This is a genomic window from Pantoea sp. X-Soil-YNGN-775, from assembly GCF_059730575.1.
This window is the reverse complement of the sequence record NZ_AP035945.1, coordinates 454028-474029: the sequence shown is the minus strand read 5'-3', so window position 1 is coordinate 474029 and position 20002 is coordinate 454028. Positions and strand designations below refer to the sequence as shown.

At 54.4% G+C, this 20002-nt stretch carries 18 protein-coding genes and 2 tRNA genes; 2 read left to right on the top strand and 18 right to left on the bottom strand.

What is annotated here, in order from left to right; translation table 11 throughout:
- The first annotated feature begins 114 nt into the window (after positions 1 to 114).
- A complete protein-coding gene (locus AC6I8I_RS02130) occupies positions 115 to 861 on the top strand; it encodes an SDR family NAD(P)-dependent oxidoreductase (protein ID WP_312055272.1) in 747 nt (248 codons plus the stop codon).
- A 57-nt stretch (positions 862 to 918) separates the two neighbouring features.
- On the opposite strand, the gene AC6I8I_RS02125 is transcribed toward AC6I8I_RS02130, so the two are convergent.
- From AC6I8I_RS02125 to rlmE, 17 genes are all read right to left on the bottom strand, one after another.
- A complete protein-coding gene (locus AC6I8I_RS02125; RefSeq protein WP_312055273.1) occupies positions 919 to 2832 on the bottom strand; it encodes a DEAD/DEAH family ATP-dependent RNA helicase in 1914 nt (637 codons plus the stop codon).
- Positions 2833 to 2848: 16 nt separating this feature from the next.
- On the bottom strand, positions 2849 to 2899 hold the full coding sequence (yrbN, locus tag AC6I8I_RS02120; RefSeq protein WP_152689941.1) for a protein YrbN: 51 nt from the start codon (positions 2897 to 2899) through the stop codon (positions 2849 to 2851).
- Between the two features lie 111 nt (positions 2900 to 3010).
- Positions 3011 to 3895 carry a lipoprotein NlpI gene (gene nlpI, locus AC6I8I_RS02115; RefSeq protein ID WP_031375407.1) on the bottom strand — a complete coding sequence of 295 codons (885 nt, stop codon included), beginning with the start codon at positions 3893 to 3895 and terminating at the stop codon, positions 3011 to 3013.
- A gap of 129 nt (positions 3896 to 4024) precedes the next feature.
- Entirely contained in the window at positions 4025 to 6160 is a 2136-nt protein-coding gene (gene pnp, locus AC6I8I_RS02110; protein ID WP_069728795.1) for a polyribonucleotide nucleotidyltransferase, read from the bottom strand.
- 311 nt (positions 6161 to 6471) lie between these two features.
- A complete protein-coding gene (rpsO, locus tag AC6I8I_RS02105) occupies positions 6472 to 6741 on the bottom strand; it encodes a 30S ribosomal protein S15 (RefSeq protein WP_003851063.1) in 270 nt (89 codons plus the stop codon).
- Positions 6742 to 6872: 131 nt separating this feature from the next.
- Positions 6873 to 7817 (bottom strand): tRNA pseudouridine(55) synthase TruB, encoded by a 945-nt coding sequence (gene truB / locus AC6I8I_RS02100; RefSeq protein ID WP_312759838.1) that lies wholly within the window; start codon positions 7815 to 7817, stop codon positions 6873 to 6875.
- Positions 7817 to 8224: a 30S ribosome-binding factor RbfA gene (rbfA, locus tag AC6I8I_RS02095; protein ID WP_031375410.1), complete on the bottom strand. Its 408-nt coding sequence runs from the start codon at positions 8222 to 8224 to the stop codon at positions 7817 to 7819. Before rbfA ends, truB begins: the two co-directional genes overlap by 1 nt.
- Positions 8225 to 8289: 65 nt before the next feature.
- Positions 8290 to 10983 carry a translation initiation factor IF-2 gene (infB, locus tag AC6I8I_RS02090; protein ID WP_233985456.1) on the bottom strand — a complete coding sequence of 898 codons (2694 nt, stop codon included), beginning with the start codon at positions 10981 to 10983 and terminating at the stop codon, positions 8290 to 8292.
- Between the two features lie 17 nt (positions 10984 to 11000).
- Positions 11001 to 12488, bottom strand: coding sequence for a transcription termination factor NusA (gene nusA / locus AC6I8I_RS02085; protein ID WP_031375412.1), 1488 nt, complete (start codon positions 12486 to 12488; stop codon positions 11001 to 11003).
- Positions 12489 to 12512: 24 nt separating this feature from the next.
- Entirely contained in the window at positions 12513 to 12965 is a 453-nt protein-coding gene (gene rimP, locus AC6I8I_RS02080; RefSeq protein WP_031375413.1) for a ribosome maturation factor RimP, read from the bottom strand.
- A gap of 211 nt (positions 12966 to 13176) precedes the next feature.
- A tRNA-Met gene (locus tag AC6I8I_RS02075) sits at positions 13177 to 13253 on the bottom strand.
- Between the two features lie 59 nt (positions 13254 to 13312).
- Positions 13313 to 13399, bottom strand: a tRNA-Leu gene (locus tag AC6I8I_RS02070).
- A gap of 37 nt (positions 13400 to 13436) precedes the next feature.
- On the bottom strand, positions 13437 to 13775 hold the full coding sequence (gene secG / locus AC6I8I_RS02065) for a preprotein translocase subunit SecG (protein ID WP_159860389.1): 339 nt from the start codon (positions 13773 to 13775) through the stop codon (positions 13437 to 13439).
- Positions 13776 to 13992: 217 nt separating this feature from the next.
- Positions 13993 to 15327: a phosphoglucosamine mutase gene (glmM, locus tag AC6I8I_RS02060; RefSeq protein WP_312055276.1), complete on the bottom strand. Its 1335-nt coding sequence runs from the start codon at positions 15325 to 15327 to the stop codon at positions 13993 to 13995.
- A 2-nt stretch (positions 15328 to 15329) separates the two neighbouring features.
- Positions 15330 to 16163: a dihydropteroate synthase gene (folP, locus tag AC6I8I_RS02055; RefSeq protein ID WP_031375416.1), complete on the bottom strand. Its 834-nt coding sequence runs from the start codon at positions 16161 to 16163 to the stop codon at positions 15330 to 15332.
- Between the two features lie 80 nt (positions 16164 to 16243).
- A complete protein-coding gene (ftsH, locus tag AC6I8I_RS02050) occupies positions 16244 to 18172 on the bottom strand; it encodes an ATP-dependent zinc metalloprotease FtsH (RefSeq protein WP_031375417.1) in 1929 nt (642 codons plus the stop codon).
- A gap of 113 nt (positions 18173 to 18285) precedes the next feature.
- Positions 18286 to 18915 (bottom strand): 23S rRNA (uridine(2552)-2'-O)-methyltransferase RlmE, encoded by a 630-nt coding sequence (gene rlmE, locus AC6I8I_RS02045; RefSeq protein WP_031375418.1) that lies wholly within the window; start codon positions 18913 to 18915, stop codon positions 18286 to 18288.
- Positions 18916 to 19042: 127 nt separating this feature from the next.
- Between rlmE and yhbY the strand changes: the two genes are divergently transcribed.
- Positions 19043 to 19336 (top strand): ribosome assembly RNA-binding protein YhbY, encoded by a 294-nt coding sequence (gene yhbY, locus AC6I8I_RS02040; RefSeq protein WP_010251809.1) that lies wholly within the window; start codon positions 19043 to 19045, stop codon positions 19334 to 19336.
- A gap of 106 nt (positions 19337 to 19442) precedes the next feature.
- On the opposite strand, the gene greA is transcribed toward yhbY, so the two are convergent.
- Positions 19443 to 19919, bottom strand: a complete 477-nt coding sequence (greA, locus tag AC6I8I_RS02035) for a transcription elongation factor GreA (RefSeq protein WP_031375419.1) — start codon at positions 19917 to 19919, stop codon at positions 19443 to 19445.
- Positions 19920 to 20002: the final 83 nt, after the last annotated feature.

The following is a 20002-nucleotide window of genomic DNA, read 5'->3' as shown; positions in this document are numbered from 1 at the left end:
CTTGCGCGCTCATCTTTGCAGGATCGTGCAAAAAGCTTGCAGGATTGCGCTACCCACATCCGGCACCAGCGCGCATAGTCTACCGACGCAATCATTACGACAGAGAACAATATTATGAAAGCTCTGGAAAACAAAATAGCGCTGGTGACGGGCGCGTCAAAAGGCATTGGCGCGGCGATCGCCATCGCTTTTGCCACCGCTGGCGCGCGCGTGGTGGTCAACTATCGCCAGGACGAGCCGGGTGCGGCCGATGTGGTGAGCGATATCCTGTCGCTGGGCAGCGAGGCGGTGGCGGTACAGGCGGATATCTCACAACCGCGCGAGGTTGAGCGGCTGTTTGCCACCACCGTGGCGGAGTTCGGGGCACCGGATATCGTGGTCAACAATGCCGGCAGTTTCCATCACGGTGACTTTGCAGACCTGACGCTGGAGGCGATGCGCCAGCAGATCGACGTTAATCTGCTCGGCACCATGCTGGTGTGTCAGCAGGCGATTCACCACTTTCCGCCGCACGGTGGCAGCATCATTAACCTTAGCGCCCTCAACAGCAAAAACAGTACTCCTGGCTCGGTGCTGTGGGCCGCCACCAAAGGGGCTATAGATACCCTGACTCAGGGTCTGGCGCGGGAGCTGGGGGCGAAAAACATTCGGGTCAACGCATTAGCGCCGGGCATGATCCTGACCGAGGGTTTGCTGGCAGCCAAGAAAATCAGCCCGCAGCTCAAGGCGCAACTGCTGGCGGCGACCCCGCTGGGACGGTTTGGCCTGCCGGAAGATGTCGCCCAGGTGGCGCTGTTTCTCGCCTCTGAGGAGTCAGCCTACGTCAGCGGCGAGCGTGTGATGATCAGCGGCGGCGCCTGACAGGCATAAAAAAAGGGAAGCCCGAGGGCTTCCCTTTTTATCACGACTTAACGTCTGTTATGCGTCACGACGACGTGGTGCTGCGGCAGCGCCATCTTCACGACGTGGACCACGACCGCCTTCACGGTTGAAGCTGCGTCCGCCTTCACGACCACCTTCACGGCGTTCAGAAGAGAAGCGACGACCACCTTCACGGTTTGCGCCCGCGCCTGCACCAGCAGGACCACGACGCTCACCACCGGCTGGACGACGATCGCCACGGCCTTCGTTCGGCTGTGCATCACCCAGCAGCTGCATATTCATCGGCTTGTTCAGAATACGCGTACGGGTGAAGTGCTGCAGCACATCGCCTGGCATGCCTTTCGGCAGCTCGATGGTTGAGTGAGTGCCGAACAGCTTGATGTTACCGATGTAACGGCTGCTGATGTCGCCTTCGTTAGCAATCGCACCAACGATGTGACGAACTTCAACACCATCATCGCGACCCACTTCAATGCGATACAGCTGCATTTCGCCAACGTCACGACGTTCACGACGTGGACGGTCGCCATCACGGCTTTCACGTGGACCTCGTGAGTCACGCGCTTCGCGGCTGTCACGACGGCCATCACGCTCGTCACGATCGCGGTATTCGCGACGTGCCGGACGCGGTGCTTCTGGTGGCAGAATCAGAGGACGTTCGCCCTGTGCCATCTTCAGCAGTGCCGCTGCCAGCGTTTCCAGATCCATCTCTTCTTCTGGCTGCATTTTAGCCAGCAGCGCACGGTACTGATCCAGGTCGCTGCTTTCCAGCTGCTGCTGGACTTTAGCCGCAAATTTAGCCAGACGACGCTGACCCAGCAGTTCTGCGTTTGGCAGCTCTACTTCAGGAATAGTCAGCTTCATTGTGCGTTCGATGTTGCGCAGCAGACGACGCTCGCGGTTCTCAACGAACAGCAGGGCGCGACCCGCACGGCCCGCACGACCGGTACGGCCGATACGGTGAACGTAAGATTCTGCGTCCATCGGAATGTCGTAGTTAACTACCAGGCTGATACGCTCAACGTCAAGGCCACGGGCCGCAACGTCGGTCGCGATCAGGATGTCAAGACGACCATCTTTCAGGCGCTCCAGCGTCTGCTCACGCAGTGCCTGGTTCATGTCACCGTTCAGCGCGGCGCTGTTATAGCCACTACGCTCCAGTGCTTCCGCCACTTCCATGGTTGCGTTTTTGGTACGCACGAAGATGATGGCAGCATCAAAGTCTTCCGCTTCAAGGAAGCGAACCAGCGCGTCTGTTTTACGACCGTAAGCGGTCCAGTAGCTCTGGCTGATATCAGGACGCGTCGTCAGGCTTGACTGAATGCGCACTTCCTGTGGGTCTTTCATGAAACGCTTAGTGATGCGGCGAATCGCTTCCGGCATGGTTGCCGAGAACAGCGCGGTCTGATGATCGGCTGGGATCTGCGCCATGATGGTTTCAACGTCTTCGATGAAGCCCATGCGCAGCATTTCATCCGCTTCGTCCAGCACCAGGCCGCGCAGGTTAGACAGATCTAACGTGCCGCGTTTCAGGTGGTCAAGCAGACGACCAGGCGTACCTACCACAACCTGAGGTCCCTGACGCAGGGCGCGCAGCTGCACGTCATAACGCTGGCCGCCGTACAGGGCAACCACGTTCAGGCCACGCATATGTTTAGAGAATTCGGTAACTGCTTCAGCAACCTGTACCGCCAGTTCGCGGGTCGGTGCCAGCACCAGGATTTGTGGCGCTTTAACAGTAGGATCAATGTTGTGTAACAGCGGCAGAGAGAACGCCGCGGTTTTACCACTCCCGGTCTGCGCCATGCCTAACACGTCACGGCCCGCCAGCAGGTGAGGAATACACTCAGCCTGGATTGGGGATGGCTTAACGTAGCCCATGCCATTCAGTGATTCAAGGATGTCGGCGTTCAGGCCAAGGTCAGCAAAAGTGGTTTGAATATCAGTCATGTAGTACACGTGCCTCTTAGATTGCGGCGGCCAGTCTACATAACTCGTCGTGAAAACTTTCAGTCATTTTCATCAAAAAGTGTGAACCGGCTCAAATTAGAAGTTTTGACGAACAGAAAAGCCCTCATCCCTGAAGATGATGACTTGACAGGTTTTACAGGCAATTAAAGTTCGTCAGCTATTGCTGGTCAGATTCTGATAAATCGTCTTGTGCCTGGCCGAGTTGCGCCAGTTCCAACAATGCGTATCGGTGTTCAACAAAGTTATTGACGTTGTTGGCCACCGCCAGTTTGAACAACGCTTTCGCGTCGTCCTTCTCCCCCAGACTTAGGTAGTACTTACCTAAATAGAAGTTGGTTTCACTGAGATGTTCAGCGAGCGAGGTGTTATCCGTTGCGTCCGCCTGGAGACTTTCCATCAACGATTTTTCGCTGATGTCACCCAGGTAGAACTCGACAATATTCCATCCCCATTGGTCTCTGACCGCTTTGTCGTGACGCTGTTGAAGCGCGACTTTTGCCTTGTCGACATCCATCTCACGTTCAACGAGATAGAGCCACAGACTGCGGAAAGGATCGTTAGGATCGTCTTGATAAAACGCCAGCAGATCATCTTGCGCTAACTTGTATCGACCGCCGTAATAGAGGGCGATACCACGGTTTAAATGCGCATAGTTGTAAGTTGGATCAAGCTCAAGTACAGAATCAAACGCTTCATAGGCGGCATCAAAGTTGCCCGCCTGCGTTAAATATATGCCTAAGTAGTTAAACACTTCTGGCATATCTGGTCTTATAGACAGCGCTTGCGAAAAATCGTTCCGCGCTAATGCCCGCAGACCTAAACTATCATACAACACTCCGCGCTCATATAACAGCTGTGCGCGTTCATCATCGGTGAGGGCGCGACTGGCAAGAATTTGTTCCATGCGCGCCAGAATCACTTCCTGCTGCAGTGTGGGCTGTAAAGGTACTGCAAGAACTTCGTTCTTACGCCAATTGGAGTTGCTGCATCCTGCCAGCGTCAAAGCTGTCGCAACAAAACACCAGCGCAGAAAAGGCTTCATTTCCCACTCCCGAATACAAACATTGGGATAACCATCCTGTCATCCGCCTGCTGTGCACAAGGATTCCCGCCCTCGCGATGACACAAACGCCCCTCCCTGCCAGGCAAGGAGGGGCAAATCAGCAACGACTTATTCAGCGTCAGGTGTGCTCACCGCTGCAGCTTCTTCAGTCTGCGGCTTAGATTCTGTCGCTTCTTTGATGCTCAGACGGACGCGGCCCTGGCGATCAACTTCCATCACCTTAACCGGAACTTCCTGACCCATCTGCAGATAGTCGGTTACTTTCTCAACGCGCTTATCGGCGATTTGAGAAATGTGTACCAGACCTTCTTTACCACCGCCGATAGCGACGAAGGCGCCGAAGTCAACGATGCGGGTCACTTTACCACTGTAAATGCGGCCCACTTCGATTTCTGCGGTGATCTCTTCAATACGACGAATCGCTTCTTTCGCTTTCAGACCATCGGTCGCAGCAATTTTCACCGTGCCATCGTCTTCGATTTCAATCGTGGTGCCCGTCTCTTCGGTCAGTGCACGAATCACTGAGCCGCCTTTACCGATCACATCTTTGATCTTATCGGAGCTGATTTTGATGGTGTAAATGCGTGGTGCGAATTCAGAAATCTCAGTACGCGGAGTGCTGATAGCCTGTTCCATGACGCCCAGAATGTGCAGACGCGCACCCTTGGCCTGGTTCAGCGCTTCCTGCATGATTTCACGCGTGATGCCTTCGATTTTGATGTCCATCTGCAGCGCGGTGATACCTTCACGGCTACCGGCTACTTTGAAGTCCATGTCGCCCAGGTGATCTTCGTCGCCCAGGATGTCAGACAGAACCACAAACTTCTCGTTTTCTTTCACCAGACCCATCGCGATACCGGCAACAGCAGCCTTGATCGGTACGCCTGCATCCATCAGCGCCAGTGAGGCACCACAGACAGAAGCCATTGATGAAGAACCGTTGGATTCGGTGATTTCCGACACCACACGAACGGTGTACGGGAATTCTTCCGCTTTTGGCATCACGGCTAACACGCCGCGCTTCGCCAGACGACCGTGACCAATTTCACGACGCTTAGGCGAACCAACCATACCGGTTTCACCGACAGAGTACGGAGGGAAGTTATAGTGGAACAGGAAGCTGTCGGTACGTTCGCCCATCAGCTCATCCAGATTCTGCGCATCGCGGGTGGTGCCCAGCGTGGCGGTTACCAGCGCCTGCGTTTCACCACGGGTGAACAGCGAAGAGCCGTGAGTACGTGGCAGTACGCCAGTACGCACATCCAGCCCACGAATCATGTCTTTCTCACGACCGTCGATGCGCGGTTCACCGTTCAGGATGCGGGTACGAACCACATTCTTTTCAAGGCTGTGCACGATATCGCCAATTTCAGCGCTATCCAGCGTTTCATCTTCAGCCAGCAAGGCTGCGATGGTTTCGTCTTTGATCACGCCAACCTGGGTGTAACGCTCCTGCTTATCAGTGATGCGGTAAGCATCGCTGATGCGCGCTTCAGCCAGCGCAGCCACGCGAGAAATCAGCGCGGTATTTGCGGCTTCTGGCTGCCAGTCCCAGCGAGGTTTGCCCGCTTCAGCGACCAGCGCGTTGATGTTTTCGATAACAACCTGCTGCTGATCGTGGCCAAATACCACCGCACCCAACATCTGCTCTTCTGACAGGATCTCAGCTTCAGATTCCACCATCAGAACGGCATTCTGCGTACCGGCAACCACCAGATCCAGACGAGACTGTTTCAGCTCATCGGCCGTTGGGTTCAGCACGTATTGATCGTTAATGTAGCCGACGCGCGCGGAGCCGATTGGGCCGTTGAATGGCAGGCCTGAAAGCGCCAGCGCAGCAGAAGCACCAATCATCGCTACGATGTCCGGGTGAACCTGTGGGTTTACGGAAACCACGGTAGCAATAACCTGAACTTCGTTAACAAAGCCTTCCGGGAACAGCGGGCGAATCGGGCGGTCAATCAGACGCGCAATCAGGGTTTCGCCTTCGCTTGGGCGGCCTTCACGACGGAAGAAGCTGCCTGGGATACGACCAGCAGCGTAGGTACGCTCCTGATAGTTAACGGTCAGCGGGAAAAAGTCCTGACCTGGTTTCGCTTTTTTCTGGCCGACAACGGTAACGAACACTGCGGTATCGTCCATGCTCACCATCACAGCGGCAGTCGCCTGGCGAGCCATCATGCCGGTTTCCAGCGTGACGGTATGTTGACCATATTGGAATTTGCGTACGATCGGATTCAGCAAAATCAAAGTCCTTAACTTCGGGGCACGGCTATCTGTAGCCTGCCATTGATTACCGATCTTTAGTTGCATCCCTCGCGACTAATGACAACCCTTAACCGCCCCTGCGGTAAAGCCTCTCATTAGCCGCGCGAAACTCTGCAAACAAAGATCACACTAAGCAACAATACATGAGTTTGGTCCGGATTGCTGCCGATTGCTCGAAAAAAGGGGCCATAAAGGCCCCCTTTTCGCGAAACTCGCACAAATCCGATCGCAGGTCACGTACGGTGCAAAAACGCTGCATGACGCGCCGACGACCCGATTTTTCAGACTTAGCGACGCAGACCGAGGCTTTCGATCAGGCTGCTGTAGCGTGCAACGTCTTTACGCTTCAGGTAGTCCAGCAGCTTACGACGCTGAGATACCATGCGCAGCAGACCGCGGCGGCTGTGGTGGTCTTTTTTGTGCTCAGAGAAGTGACCCTGCAGATGAGTAATCTGCGCAGTCAACAGGGCAACCTGAACTTCGGTTGAACCGCTGTCGTTAGCACCACGGCCATATTTAGCAACGATCTCTGCTTTAGCTTCTACGCTTAGAGACATAATAAACTCCAGTAAAAAATGAATGTATGGGTGCCGATCTCTAATTCAGCATCCCGCTTTAAAGCCGCGCTATTCTACTCTTCGCCCGATAGCAACGCAATTGCACTATCAGCGAAAAAACGTCACGCCGCTTAATCCTGATACTCAACCACTAAACGCCGGGGCGCCACGCGGCCATCGTCGGCGATTTCCGCCATGCCGATAAATTTACGCGCTTCGCCTTCGGTGACCCGGACCAGTCCCTGCGCCGGCACGTTGCTGGCCTGCACCGGCTGTCCCTGTTTGAAGTACGCCGCGACGGCAGACAACAAATTCACTTCAGGGAAGTCTGCAGCGGGACTGTCCATCGGCAGCAGCAGCGGATCCAGCTGGGTTTCCAGCGGAATACCGGCTTCGGTCGCCTCAGTCAGTAAACTGTTGAGCTGTTCCAGCGTGACCATCCGCTCATACGGGTAGCGTGCAACCTGCACCCGACGCAGCATGATAACGTGCGCTCCGCAGCCGAGCTTCTCGCCCAGATCATCGATGATAGTGCGGATATAGGTCCCTTTGGAGCAGTGAATTTCCAGCTCCAGTTCATCCCCTTCCCAGCGAATAAATTGCAATTCGTAGACGGTGATCGGACGCGGCTCGCGCGCAATCTCAATGCCCTGACGCGCATATTCATACAGCGGACGGCCCTGATGCTTTAACGCAGAAAACATTGACGGCACCTGCAGCGTTTCGCCGCGGAAACTGTCCAGTGCCGTATCCAGGTCTGCCTGACTGAAACTCACCGGGCGCGTCTGCACCACGTTGCCATCGGCATCAGAGGTATCAGTGCGCTCGCCAAGGCGAGCAATCACCCGATAACGCTTATCGGAGTCCAGCAGATACTGTGAAAACTTGGTTGCTTCACCCAGGCAAATCGGCAGCATGCCGGTCGCCAGCGGATCAAGCGCGCCGGTATGTCCTGCACGGTTGGCGTTAAAAATACGCTTCACTTTCTGCAGCACATCATTCGACGAAACGCCTTGTGGCTTATCCAGCAACAACACGCCATGGACGTCGCGACCGCGACGACGCGGACGACTCATTACGCCTCCTCGTCTTCACCGGTGGCGTCAGGGCCACGGCGCTCAGCATCGTTTTTCACGACGCTGCTGACGAGGTTAGACATGCGCATCCCTTCGATCAACGAATTGTCGTAGAAGAAGGTCAGCTCCGGCACGATACGCAGGCGCATCGCTTTGCCGAGCAGAATGCGGATGTAACCTGAAGCTTCTTTCAGCGCTTTCAGGCCATTTTTTACCGCTTCTTCATCTTTATCATTCAGGAAGGTCACGAACACTTTGGCGTAGGCCAGGTCACGTGACACTTCAACACCGGAGACGGTGACCATCATGCCGAGACGCGGATCTTTGATCTCACGCTGCAGGATCATCGCAATCTCTTTTTGCAGCTCTTGTGAAACGCGCTGCGGGCGACCAAATTCTTTCGCCATCATTATTTCTCCCAAATAATTCGGGAGGCCAATGGCCTCCCAAATTGCATCACATCAGCAGTGACTTACGCGATGGTGCGTTTAACTTCAATCACTTCAAAGACTTCAATCATATCGCCGACACGGACGTCATTGTAGTTCTTCACGCCGATACCGCACTCCATGCCGTTACGCACTTCGTTGACGTCATCTTTAAAGCGACGCAGAGATTCCAGCTCGCCTTCGTAAATCACCACGTTGTCACGCAGGACGCGGATTGGATTGTGACGCTTGATGTTGCCTTCGGTCACCATACAACCTGCCACTGCACCGAATTTCGGTGATTTGAACACGTCGCGGACTTCAGCCAGACCAATGATCTGCTGTTTGTATTCCGGAGCCAGCATACCGCTCATCGCCGCTTTCACTTCGTCAATCAGGTTATAGATGACGGAGTAGTAACGCAGATCCAGGCTTTCTGCATCGATGACGCGACGCGCAGACGCATCGGCACGGACGTTAAAGCCGAGCAGGATGGCGTTAGATGCTGCAGCCAGCGTCGCATCGGTTTCGGTGATCCCGCCCACGCCTGAACCGACAATCTTCACCTTCACTTCGTCGGTGGAGAGTTTCAGCAGGGAGTCGGAGATCGCTTCCACAGAACCCTGAACGTCGGCTTTCAGCACAATGTTCAGTTCAGACACTTCGCCTTCGGTCATGTTAGCAAACATGTTCTCCAGCTTAGATTTCTGCTGGCGAGCCAGTTTAACTTCGCGGAATTTGCCCTGACGATAAAGTGCCACTTCACGCGCTTTCTTCTCGTCACGGACCACGGTCGCTTCATCACCGGCAGCCGGCACGCCAGACAGACCCAGAATCTCAACCGGGATAGACGGACCCGCTTCCATCACTTCGCGACCCAGTTCGTCACGCATTGCACGAACGCGGCCATACTCGAAGCCACACAGCACGATGTCGCCTTTGTTCAGCGTACCTTCACGTACCAGCACGGTCGCAACCGGACCACGACCTTTGTCGAGGAACGATTCGATTACCACGCCGCTCGCCATACCTTCACGGATAGCGGTCAGTTCCAGCACTTCCGCCTGCAGCAGGATAGCGTTAAGCAGATCGTCAATGCCGGTACCCGCTTTCGCAGACACGTTGACGAACATGTTTTCGCCGCCCCACTCTTCCGGAATGATACCGTACTGAGTCAGTTCGTTTTTAACGCGATCCGGATCGGCTTCAGGCTTGTCACACTTGTTCACCGCAACCACAACCGGCACTTTGGCCGCTTTGGCGTGCTGAATAGCTTCGACAGTCTGTGGCATCACGCCATCATCTGCTGCCACTACCAGGATAACGATGTCAGTCGCCTGCGCACCACGTGCACGCATCGCGGTAAACGCGGCGTGGCCTGGGGTGTCGAGGAAGGTGACCATACCGTTATCGGTTTCAACGTGGTATGCACCGATGTGCTGAGTAATGCCGCCCGCTTCGCCAGAGGCGATTTTGGTCGAGCGGATGTAGTCCAGCAGTGAGGTTTTACCGTGGTCGACGTGGCCCATGATGGTCACAACCGGTGCGCGAGATTCCTGCGCTGCATCGGTATCACGATCGTCCATTACCGCTTCTTCCAGCTCGTTTTCACGACGCAGGGTCACTTTGTGGCCCATTTCTTCGGCAACGAGTTGTGCAGTTTCCTGATCGATAACCTGGTTGATAGTCGCCATAGCGCCCATCTTCATCATCGCTTTGATGACCAGAGAACCTTTCACCGCCATTTTGTTAGCCAGTTCGGCTACGGTGATGGTTTCGCCAATCACCACATCGCGGTTAACCGCCTGGGCTGGCTTGTTAAAGCCCTGCTGCAAGGCGCTTGGTTTGCGATGCTTACCGCCTTTACCACCACGAATCTGCGCACGCGCTTCTTCACGGTCAGTTTTGGCTTCAGAATGTTTGTTGCCTTTTTTCGCCGGACGCGCAGCTTTAGCGGTAGTACGCGCACGCGCACGACCCGCTTCAACCTGACGGTCATTTTCGTCTTCAGCCTGGCGGGCATGGGTCGAAGTGGTGACGTGATAGTCGCCTTTATCCTCTTCTTCCGGTTTTTCCCATTCAGCTGACTTCTCTTCGGCCAGACGGCGGGCTTCTTCTGCTACGAGGCGGGCAGCCTCTTCAAGCTTACGGCGGGCTTCTTCTTCAGCTTTACGCTTCAGTTCGGCAGCTTCAGCTTCGCGACGGGCTTTATCGGACTGCGCAGCCTTGGTCACTTCGTCGGTAGGTTGATTTGTCACTTTCTCATTTTCCGCTGCTGCACGTTTGGCCTTGTCAGCGGCTTCGCGCTTGGCTTTCTCTTCGGCTTCACGTTGCGCTTTCTGTTCAGCTTCGCGACGGGCTTTTTCTTCAGCCTCGCGTTGCGCCTGCTCTTCCGCTTCACGCTGCGCCTCGGCTTCTGCTTCGGCCTGAGCTTGCTCAGACTCTGCATCACCTTTCACGTATGTGCGCTTTTTGCGGACTTCGATTTGCACCGACTTACTTTTACCCCCGGTGCCTGGAATATTCAAGGTGCTGCGCGTTTTACGCTGCAGCGTCAGCTTAGCTGAACCGACCTGACCGTGCTCACGATTCAGGTGAGACAATAAGGTTTCTTTCTCGTGCTGGGTCACTGCGTCATTTTCAGACTTAGGGATCCCCGCATCAGCAAATTGCTGTACCAGGCGATCGACCGGAGTCTGAATTTCTGCGGCCAGCGATTTTACGGTTACATCTGTCATGCTGTTCCTTCCTGTTATTACGCGTCATCGCCGAACCAGCAGATATTACGGGCGGCCATAATCAGCGCGCCGGCTTGCTCATCAGACATGCCTTCAATATCCGTCAGATCGTCAACACCTTGCTCAGCGAGATCTTCCAGCGTGCAAACGCCTTTCGACGCCAGGCGGAAAGCCAGAGCACGATCCAGACCTTCAAGATTCAGAAGATCTTCAGCGGGCTGCTGGTTACCAAGGCTCTCTTCTTTCGCCAGTGCCAGGGTGGTTAACGCATTTTTTGCTCGTTCACGCAGGGCTTCAATGGTCTCTTCGTCGAGGCCGTCAATTTCCAACAGCTCGTTGATTGGCACGTATGCCAGTTCTTCCAGCGAAGAGAAGCCCTCTTCCACCAGTACGGTGGCGAACTCTTCGTCGATGTCGAGATGTTTGGTGAACATATCGATTGCTGCGTGTGCTTCAGCCTGATGTTTGGCCTGCAGATCATCGACGGTCATTACGTTCAGCTCCCAGCCACTCAGCTGTGAAGCGAGACGCACGTTTTGGCCGTTACGGCCGATCGCCTGAGCCAGATTGCCAGCTTCTACAGCGATATCCATGGTGTGGTTATCTTCATCAACCACGATTGACGCCACATCAGCCGGAGCCATGGCGTTGATAACAAACTGCGCCGGGTTGTCGTCCCACAGCACGATATCGATACGCTCGCCGCCCAGTTCACTGGAAACCGCCTGAACACGCGCGCCACGCATGCCCACACAGGCACCCACCGGATCGATACGTTTGTCGTTGGTCTTGACTGCAATTTTAGCGCGCGAGCCCGGATCACGAGCAGCGGCTTTAATTTCAATCACTTCTTCGCCAATTTCTGGCACTTCAATGCGGAACAGTTCAATCAGCATTTCCGGTTTGGAACGCGTCACGAACAGTTGCGCGCCACGGGCTTCCGGGCGAACCGAATAGAGCACGCCGCGAATACGGTCGCCTGGGCGGAAATTCTCACGCGGCAGCATATCTTCGCGCAGGATAACCGCTTCGGCATTGCTGCCTAAATCGAGGGAAATATTGTCGCGGTTAACTTTCTTCACCACGCCAGTAATAATTTCGCCTTCCTGCTCACGGAACTGATCAACCACCATTGCGCGCTCAGCTTCGCGCACTTTTTGCACGATAACCTGCTTAGCGGTCTGGGTGGTGATACGGTCAAAGGTGACCGATTCAATCTGATCTTCGACATATTCGCCCAGATTGAATGCTTCATCTTCGAAGCGGGCCGCATCCAGCGTGATCTCGCGCGTCGGCTGCGTCACCTCTTCTACGATTTCCCAACGGCGGAAAGTATCGAAATCGCCACTTCGGCGATCAATGCTGACGCGTACGTCAATTTCTTGCTCGTACTTTTTCTTGGTCGCAGTCGCCAGCGCGCTCTCCAGCGCTTCGAAGATTTTCTCACGCGGCAGGGCTTTTTCGTTAGAAACGGCTTCTACAACAGCTAAGATCTCTTTGTTCATCCTGGTTAGCCTCAATCCGGACTTTTAAAAGTGGGGGACCAGGTTCGCTTTCTGAATATTACTCAGTGCGAACACTTCATCGTTACCCTCAACGTTCACCGTGATCATCTCGCCATCAACTGACTTGATGATTCCCTGCCATTTACGGCGGTTCTGAACGGCCATACGCAACACCAGACTCACTTCATCGCCCATAAAACGGACATAGTGTTCTGCGGTGAACAGAGGACGATCGAGTCCCGGTGAGGAGACTTCTAGGTTGTAAGGTACGGTAATGGGATCTTCGACATCCATTACGGCACTTACCTGGTGGCTGACATCGGCGCAATCATCGACATTGATGCCATCTTCACTATCAATATAGATGCGCAGGGTTGATGTGCGACCACGAACGAATTCAATTCCAACCAGTTCGTAGCCCAGCGCTTCTACCGGAGCCGATACCAACTCTGTCAATTTTTGCTCTAATGTGGACAAGCCCACCCCCAAGACATAAAAAAAGGGCCTATAGCCCAGTATTACGATTCGCTAATAACAAAAAACCCCGAATATTCGGGGCTTTTAATCACTGGACCCTGTACGCCGCATCGCGGCTCGGACTCCATCCAAAGAATTTTCTTTCAAAAATGAGCCGTGAATGCGTCCGTCGATGCACACAGTATATTTGAAAAAGAACTCAAAGGGAAAGTGGTTGCGGGGGCCGGATTTGAACCGACGACCTTCGGGTTATGAGCCCGACGAGCTACCAGGCTGCTCCACCCCGCGTCCGAAAACGTGGCGAATAATACGCCAAACCTGCATAAAATGCAAGTAATACTAAGATTTGGTACCGAGGACGGGACTTGAACCCGTAAGCCCAATCGGGCACTACCACCTCAAGGTAGCGTGTCTACCAATTCCACCACCACGGCACTACACTGACCACAACGATTCGTTGTGTTGACGAACTTACTTAGGAATATCGCTGCCCGGCGTGGCCGGTTGAGCTGGCTGTTCAGTCTGTTGAGAAGACTGCGCCGGCGCAGAAAGATTTTCCCACTCGCTTCCTTTCGAGGCTTTATTACTGTTCAGGTTACCGAGAACCAGGCTGATGATGAAGAACAGTGCCGCTAAGATGCCGGTTGTACGCGTCATAAAATTACCTGAACCCGTAGAACCAAACAGCGTACCGGATGCGCCTGCACCGAATGAGGCTCCCATATCAGCGCCTTTGCCTTGCTGCAGCATGATCATACCCACGAGGGCGATAGCTACAATAAGGAAAACAACTAAAAGAGCTTCGTACATATTCAACCTGTTCCTTGCACGATAATCGTACAGTTAAAGCTTCAACCAGTATTGATGGGGAGTCTCGTCATCACCCATCAGAAGCGGGTGTGAATACTAACCAAAGGCGGATACCTCTGCAAGCGCAATTTTCATCACCCCAACCGATTGCAGAAAAAAACGCCATCCCGGTGATTTTACAGGCGGTTCGGCAACCTGCCAACCGCCTGTCAGCTGATTAAAACGCCTTCACCTGATCGGCGATACGGTTTGCCAGTTCGGTTACCTGCGCCTCATTCTCGCCTTCCACCATCACCCGAATCAACGGCTCGGTTCCTGACTTGCGCAGTAGCACCCGGCCACGACCGGCCAGCGCTTTTTCCACCTCTGCCGTCACGGTTTTTACCGCGTCGCTCTGTAATGGATCGCTTGCGCCGGTGAAGCGGACGTTGACCAGCACCTGGGGCAGCATTTTCATGCCGCTGCACAGATCGTGCAGGCTCATATGGTTGCGTACCATTGCAGTAAGTACTTGCAAACTTGCCACGATGCCGTCGCCGGTGGTGGTTTTATCCAGCAGGATCACATGGCCCGAGTTTTCTGCCCCCAGCCGCCAGCCCTTCTCCTGCATCTTCTCCAGCACGTAGCGGTCACCCACTTTTGCCCGGGCAAACGGAATACCGAGCTGCTTAAGCGCCAGCTCCAGTCCCATATTGCTCATCAGCGTACCGACCACGCCGCCGCGCAGCTGGCCCTGACGCAGTCCTTCGCGCGCAATGATGTAGAGGATCTGGTCGCCATCCACCTTTTCGCCCAGATGGTCAATCATCATGATGCGATCGCCGTCACCATCGTAAGCCAGACCGATATCCGCTTTCTCTGCCAGCACCCGCTGTTGCAGCAGCTTCAAATCGGTAGCGCCGCACTCTTTGTTGATGTTCATCCCATCCGGCTGGGTGGCAATGGCAATCACCGTAGCGCCCAGCTCACGCAATACATTCGGTGCTATGTGGTAGGTGGCCCCGTTGGCGCAGTCGACCACGATTTTCAGGCCGTTAAGGTTGAGTTCGCTTGGGAAGGTGCCCTTGCAGAATTCGATGTAACGTCCGGCGGCATCAACAATACGGCTGGCGCGGCCCAGTAAGGCGGATTCGACACAGGTAATCGGTTTTTCCATCTCCAGTTCGATCGCTTCTTCAACGTCGTCCGGTAACTTGGTGCCTTCGGAGGAGAAGAATTTGATACCGTTATCGTCGAACGGGTTATGCGACGCCGAAATCACAATCCCCGCTTCAGCGCGGAACGTGCGGGTCAGGTAGGCGATGGCCGGGGTCGGCATCGGTCCGGTAAAGGCGGCGGTCAGGCCCGCGGCCGCCAGACCGGCTTCTAAGGCCGACTCCAGCATATAGCCGGAGATGCGGGTATCCTTGCCGATAATGATCTTTTTCGAACCGTGACGCGCCAGCACTTTCCCTGCGGCCCAGCCCAGCTTAAGGACGAAATCAGGGGTGATTGGCGCTTCACCGACTTTGCCACGAATGCCATCTGTACCGAAATATTTACGATTACTCATGATTATCCTTTTGCTCTTCGGGTCGCTTCGACCACGCGCATCGCTTCGGCCGTCTCTTTAACATCATGGGCGCGAATAATCTGTGCGCCCTGCATCGCGGCGATCACCGCACAGCTCAGGCTGCCGGTTAAACGCTGTGACGGACCGACATTCAACAACTGACCTATCATCGATTTGCGCGACATGCCCACCAGCAGCGGCAGGCCGAAATGGTGAAAATCGCTGAGATGAGCCAGCAGTTCATAGTTGTGGCTAAGATTTTTACCGAAACCGAAGCCCGGGTCGAGTATCAGCCGCTCTTTTTTGATTCCCGCCGCTTCGCAACGCGCGATCTGCTGCGCGAAGTAAGTGTCCACTTCGTGCAGGATGTTTTCATAGTGCGGCGCCTGCTGCATGGTGCGTGGTTCACCCTGCATATGCATTAAACAGACCGGCAGGCCGGTCGCTGCCGCGGCTTCCAGCGCACCCGGCTCTGAGAGCGAACGCACGTCGTTAATGATGTGAGCGCCTACTCGCGCTGATTCGCGGATCACCTCAGCTTTAGAGGTATCGACCGAGATCCAGACCTCAAAACGTTGGGCAATCGCTTCGACCACCGGGATGACCCGCTCCAGCTCCTGCTCGACGCTGACCTCATCGGCCCCCGGACGGGTCGACTCACCGCCGACATCGATAATGGTCGCGCCGGCATTGACCATCTCATTGGTGTGGGTGAGCGCATCGACCAGCGCGTTATGTTTACCGCCATCGGAAAAGGAGTCGGGCGTGACATTCAAAATACCCATCACATGGGGAAATGATAAATCGAGATGGGAATCACCGGCGAACAACTTCATGGCGAATCACTCCTTGCTGATCAATATCTGGATGTAAAAAACCCCGGACCAGCCGGGGTTTTGTCTGACGAGGTAACGTCTTATTTATCGAACTGTTCTGACATGGTGTTGCCTGGGTTTGGCGTACGCGGTTCATCGACCGGACGCGGCGCCTTTGGCGTGCCGTTGCTGTCAGAGTTGCTGCTGCCTGGGTCTTCCCAGCCCGCTGGCGGACGCACTTCGCGGCGCGCCATCAGGTCGTCGATCTGCGGTGCATCAATGGTTTCATACTTCATCAGCGCGTCTTTCATCGCGTGAAGGATGTCCATGTTCTCACCCAGAATGCGGCGAGCACGCTGGTAGTTGCTGTCGATCAGGTGCTTAACTTCCTGGTCGATAATGCGGGCTGTTTCATCGGACATATGTTTCGCTTTCGCGACTGAACGTCCGAGGAACACTTCCCCCTCTTCTTCGGCATACAGCAGTGGACCCAGTTTTTCTGAGAAGCCCCACTGCGTCACCATGTTACGTGCCAGGTTGGTCGCGACTTTAATGTCATTCGACGCACCGGTAGAAACATGTTCAGCACCGTAGATGATCTCTTCTGCCAGACGACCGCCGTACAGCGTCGAAATCTGGCTTTCCAGTTTCTGACGGCTGGCGCTGATCGCGTCGCCTTCAGGCAGGAAGAAGGTCACACCCAGCGCACGGCCGCGTGGAATGATGGTCACTTTGTGCACCGGATCGTGCTCAGGGACCAGTCGACCAATAATCGCGTGACCGGCTTCATGATACGCGGTTGACTCTTTCTGCGCTTCCGTCATCACCATGGAGCGACGTTCTGCCCCCATCATGATTTTGTCTTTCGCTTTCTCAAACTCAACCATCGACACCACACGCTTGTTCGAACGGGCAGCAAACAGCGCCGCTTCGTTGACAAGGTTAGCCAGGTCGGCACCGGAGAAGCCAGGCGTACCGCGCGCAATGATTGCCGCGTCAATATCAGTCGCCAGTGGCACACGGCGCATATGCACTTTCAGAATCTGCTCACGGCCACGTACGTCTGGCAAGCCCACTACCACCTGACGGTCGAAGCGGCCTGGACGCAGCAGCGCCGGGTCAAGCACGTCAGGACGGTTAGTTGCGGCGATAACGATAATACCTTCGTTACCTTCGAAACCATCCATCTCAACCAGCATCTGGTTCAGGGTCTGTTCACGTTCATCATGACCACCGCCTAAACCGGCGCCACGCTGACGGCCCACCGCATCGATTTCATCAATGAAGATGATGCACGGTGCCGCTTTTTTGGCCTGTTCGAACATGTCACGCACACGAGATGCACCGACGCCGACAAACATTTCAACGAAGTCAGAACCGGAGATGGTAAAGAAAGGCACTTTCGCTTCACCGGCAATCGCTTTCGCCAGTAACGTTTTACCGGTACCCGGAGGACCGACCATCAGTACGCCTTTCGGAATCTTACCGCCCAGCTTCTGGAAACGGCTCGGCTCCCGCAGATATTCCACCAGTTCGGCAACTTCCTCTTTCGCTTCGTCACAGCCTGCAACGTCGGCGAAGGTGGTTTTAATCTGGTCTTCGGTCAGCATGCGGGCTTTACTCTTGCCGAAGGACATCGCGCCCTTGCCGCCGCCGCCCTGCATCTGGCGCATAAAGAAGATCCACACCCCGATCAGCAGCAGCATCGGGAACCACGAAATGAAGATCGACGCCAGCAGGCTTGGCTCTTCCGGTGGTTCGCCAACCACTTTGACGTTTTTGGTCAAGAGGTTATCGAGCAACTTGGGATCATTGACAGGAATGTAGGTGGTGTATTTATTGCTGTCTTTTTTAATAACGTTAATTTCACGCCCGTTAATACGTGCCTCGCGGACCTGATCCTGGTTCACTTCCGACAGGAAGGTTGAATAATCAACCCTACGGCCATTCGACTCGCTGGGCCCAAAGCTCTGGAATACTGACATCAGCACGACCGCGATGACTAACCAGAGAATCAGGTTTTTCGCCATGTCACTCAAGGGATTAACCTCATATTACAACGGTGTTAACAGATAGCGTAGGGTACTATAGATCCTTCATACATGGAATCGCAGCAAAACTGCGGACTACTCCAGCAATCTGGTTATAGTTTGCGCCCAGTCGCCACAATGTACACTTCACGTGAACGTGACCGTGAAGCGTCCGGCTTACGAATTTTCACTTTCGTAAACAGGGAGCGAATTTCCCGCAGGTATTCATCGAAGCCATCTCCCTGAAACACTTTCACTACAAAGCTGCCGCCGGGTGCCAGGATATCCCGACACATTTCCAGCGCCAGCTCGACTAAATACATCGACCGGGGAATATCTACGGCAGGTGTACCACTCATATTCGGTGCCATATCTGACATGACAACCTGAACTTTCTGATCGCCAACGCGCTCAAGCAGCGCATTGATCACCGATTCTTCACGAAAATCACCCTGAAGGAAATCGACACCGACAATCGGATCCATAGGCAGGATATCACAGGCAATAACGCGCCCTTTGTTCCCAATTTGCTGTACCACATATTGTGACCAGCCACCGGGTGCAGCACCCAGATCTACCACGGTCATGCCGGGTTTGAAAAGCTTGTCACCCTGTTGTATTTCATCAAGTTTAAACCAGGCGCGCGAACGCAACCCTTTTTTCTGCGCCTGAAGCACATATTTATCGCTAAAGTGTTCCTGAAGCCAGCGGCTGGAGCTGGCCGAACGCTTTTTACCCGTCATAATATTTCCAACTAAATCGTCATCGTAGCGATAAACCTGCACGCAATGGGTTGCGTCGATTTGGTGATATACCCGAGATGGCGGTAGAATGAACCGTTTTCAATCCCTGAGTAAGTAAAAAACTACGATGAATCTAAGTACCAAACAAAAACAGCACCTCAAGGGCCTCGCCCATCCGCTCAAGCCGGTGGTTATGCTGGGTGGCAATGGCCTGACTGAAGGCGTGCTGGCCGAAATCGAGCAGGCTCTGTCGCATCACGAACTGATTAAGGTGAAAATCGCCTCAGAAGATCGTGAAACTAAGCAGCTGATCGTTGAGGCGATCGTGCGTGAAACCGGTGCCAGCAACGTACAGGTGATCGGCAAAACGCTGGTGCTGTATCGCCCGTCTAAAGAGAGCAAGATTTCTCTGCCACGTTAAGTGGGCAAAGAAAGTGCCATGCTCTTACCTCAGATAAAAGGCCGCAATGCGGCCTTTTTCCTTTCTTTACATTGTGCTTTAACGCATTTCAAAGCGTAGCAACATCTTAAAGGTATTCCACCTTCAGGATTTCGTATTCGACATCGCCGCCAGGGGTTTTGATAATCGCCACGTCATCTGCCTCTTTACCTACCAGGCCACGCGCCATCGGTGAATTTACCGAAATCAGATTTTGCTTAAAGTCAGCTTCGTCATCACCCACGATACGATAGGTCGACTCTTCGTCGGTATCGATATTCAGAACCGTTACCGTCGCGCCAAAAATGACCCGGCCGGTTTTCGGCATCTGGGTGACGTCAATCACCTGTGCATTGGAGAGTTTGGCTTCAATCTCCTGAATGCGGCCTTCACAAAAGCCCTGCTCTTCACGTGCGGCATGATATTCCGCGTTCTCTTTCAGGTCGCCATGCTCGCGCGCGTCAGCGATAGAGGCAATAATGCGCGGACGCTTCACGGTTTTCAGCTCGTTCAGCTCTTCGCGCAGTCTTTCTGCGCCTCTTAACGTCATCGGAATCTGATTCATTTAAGCTCCTCGTCATCTATCCTGTTTAACGGTGTCATCCTGACCGGTGACTGCAGAAAAAAGCGTTCTGCGACGCATTAGCC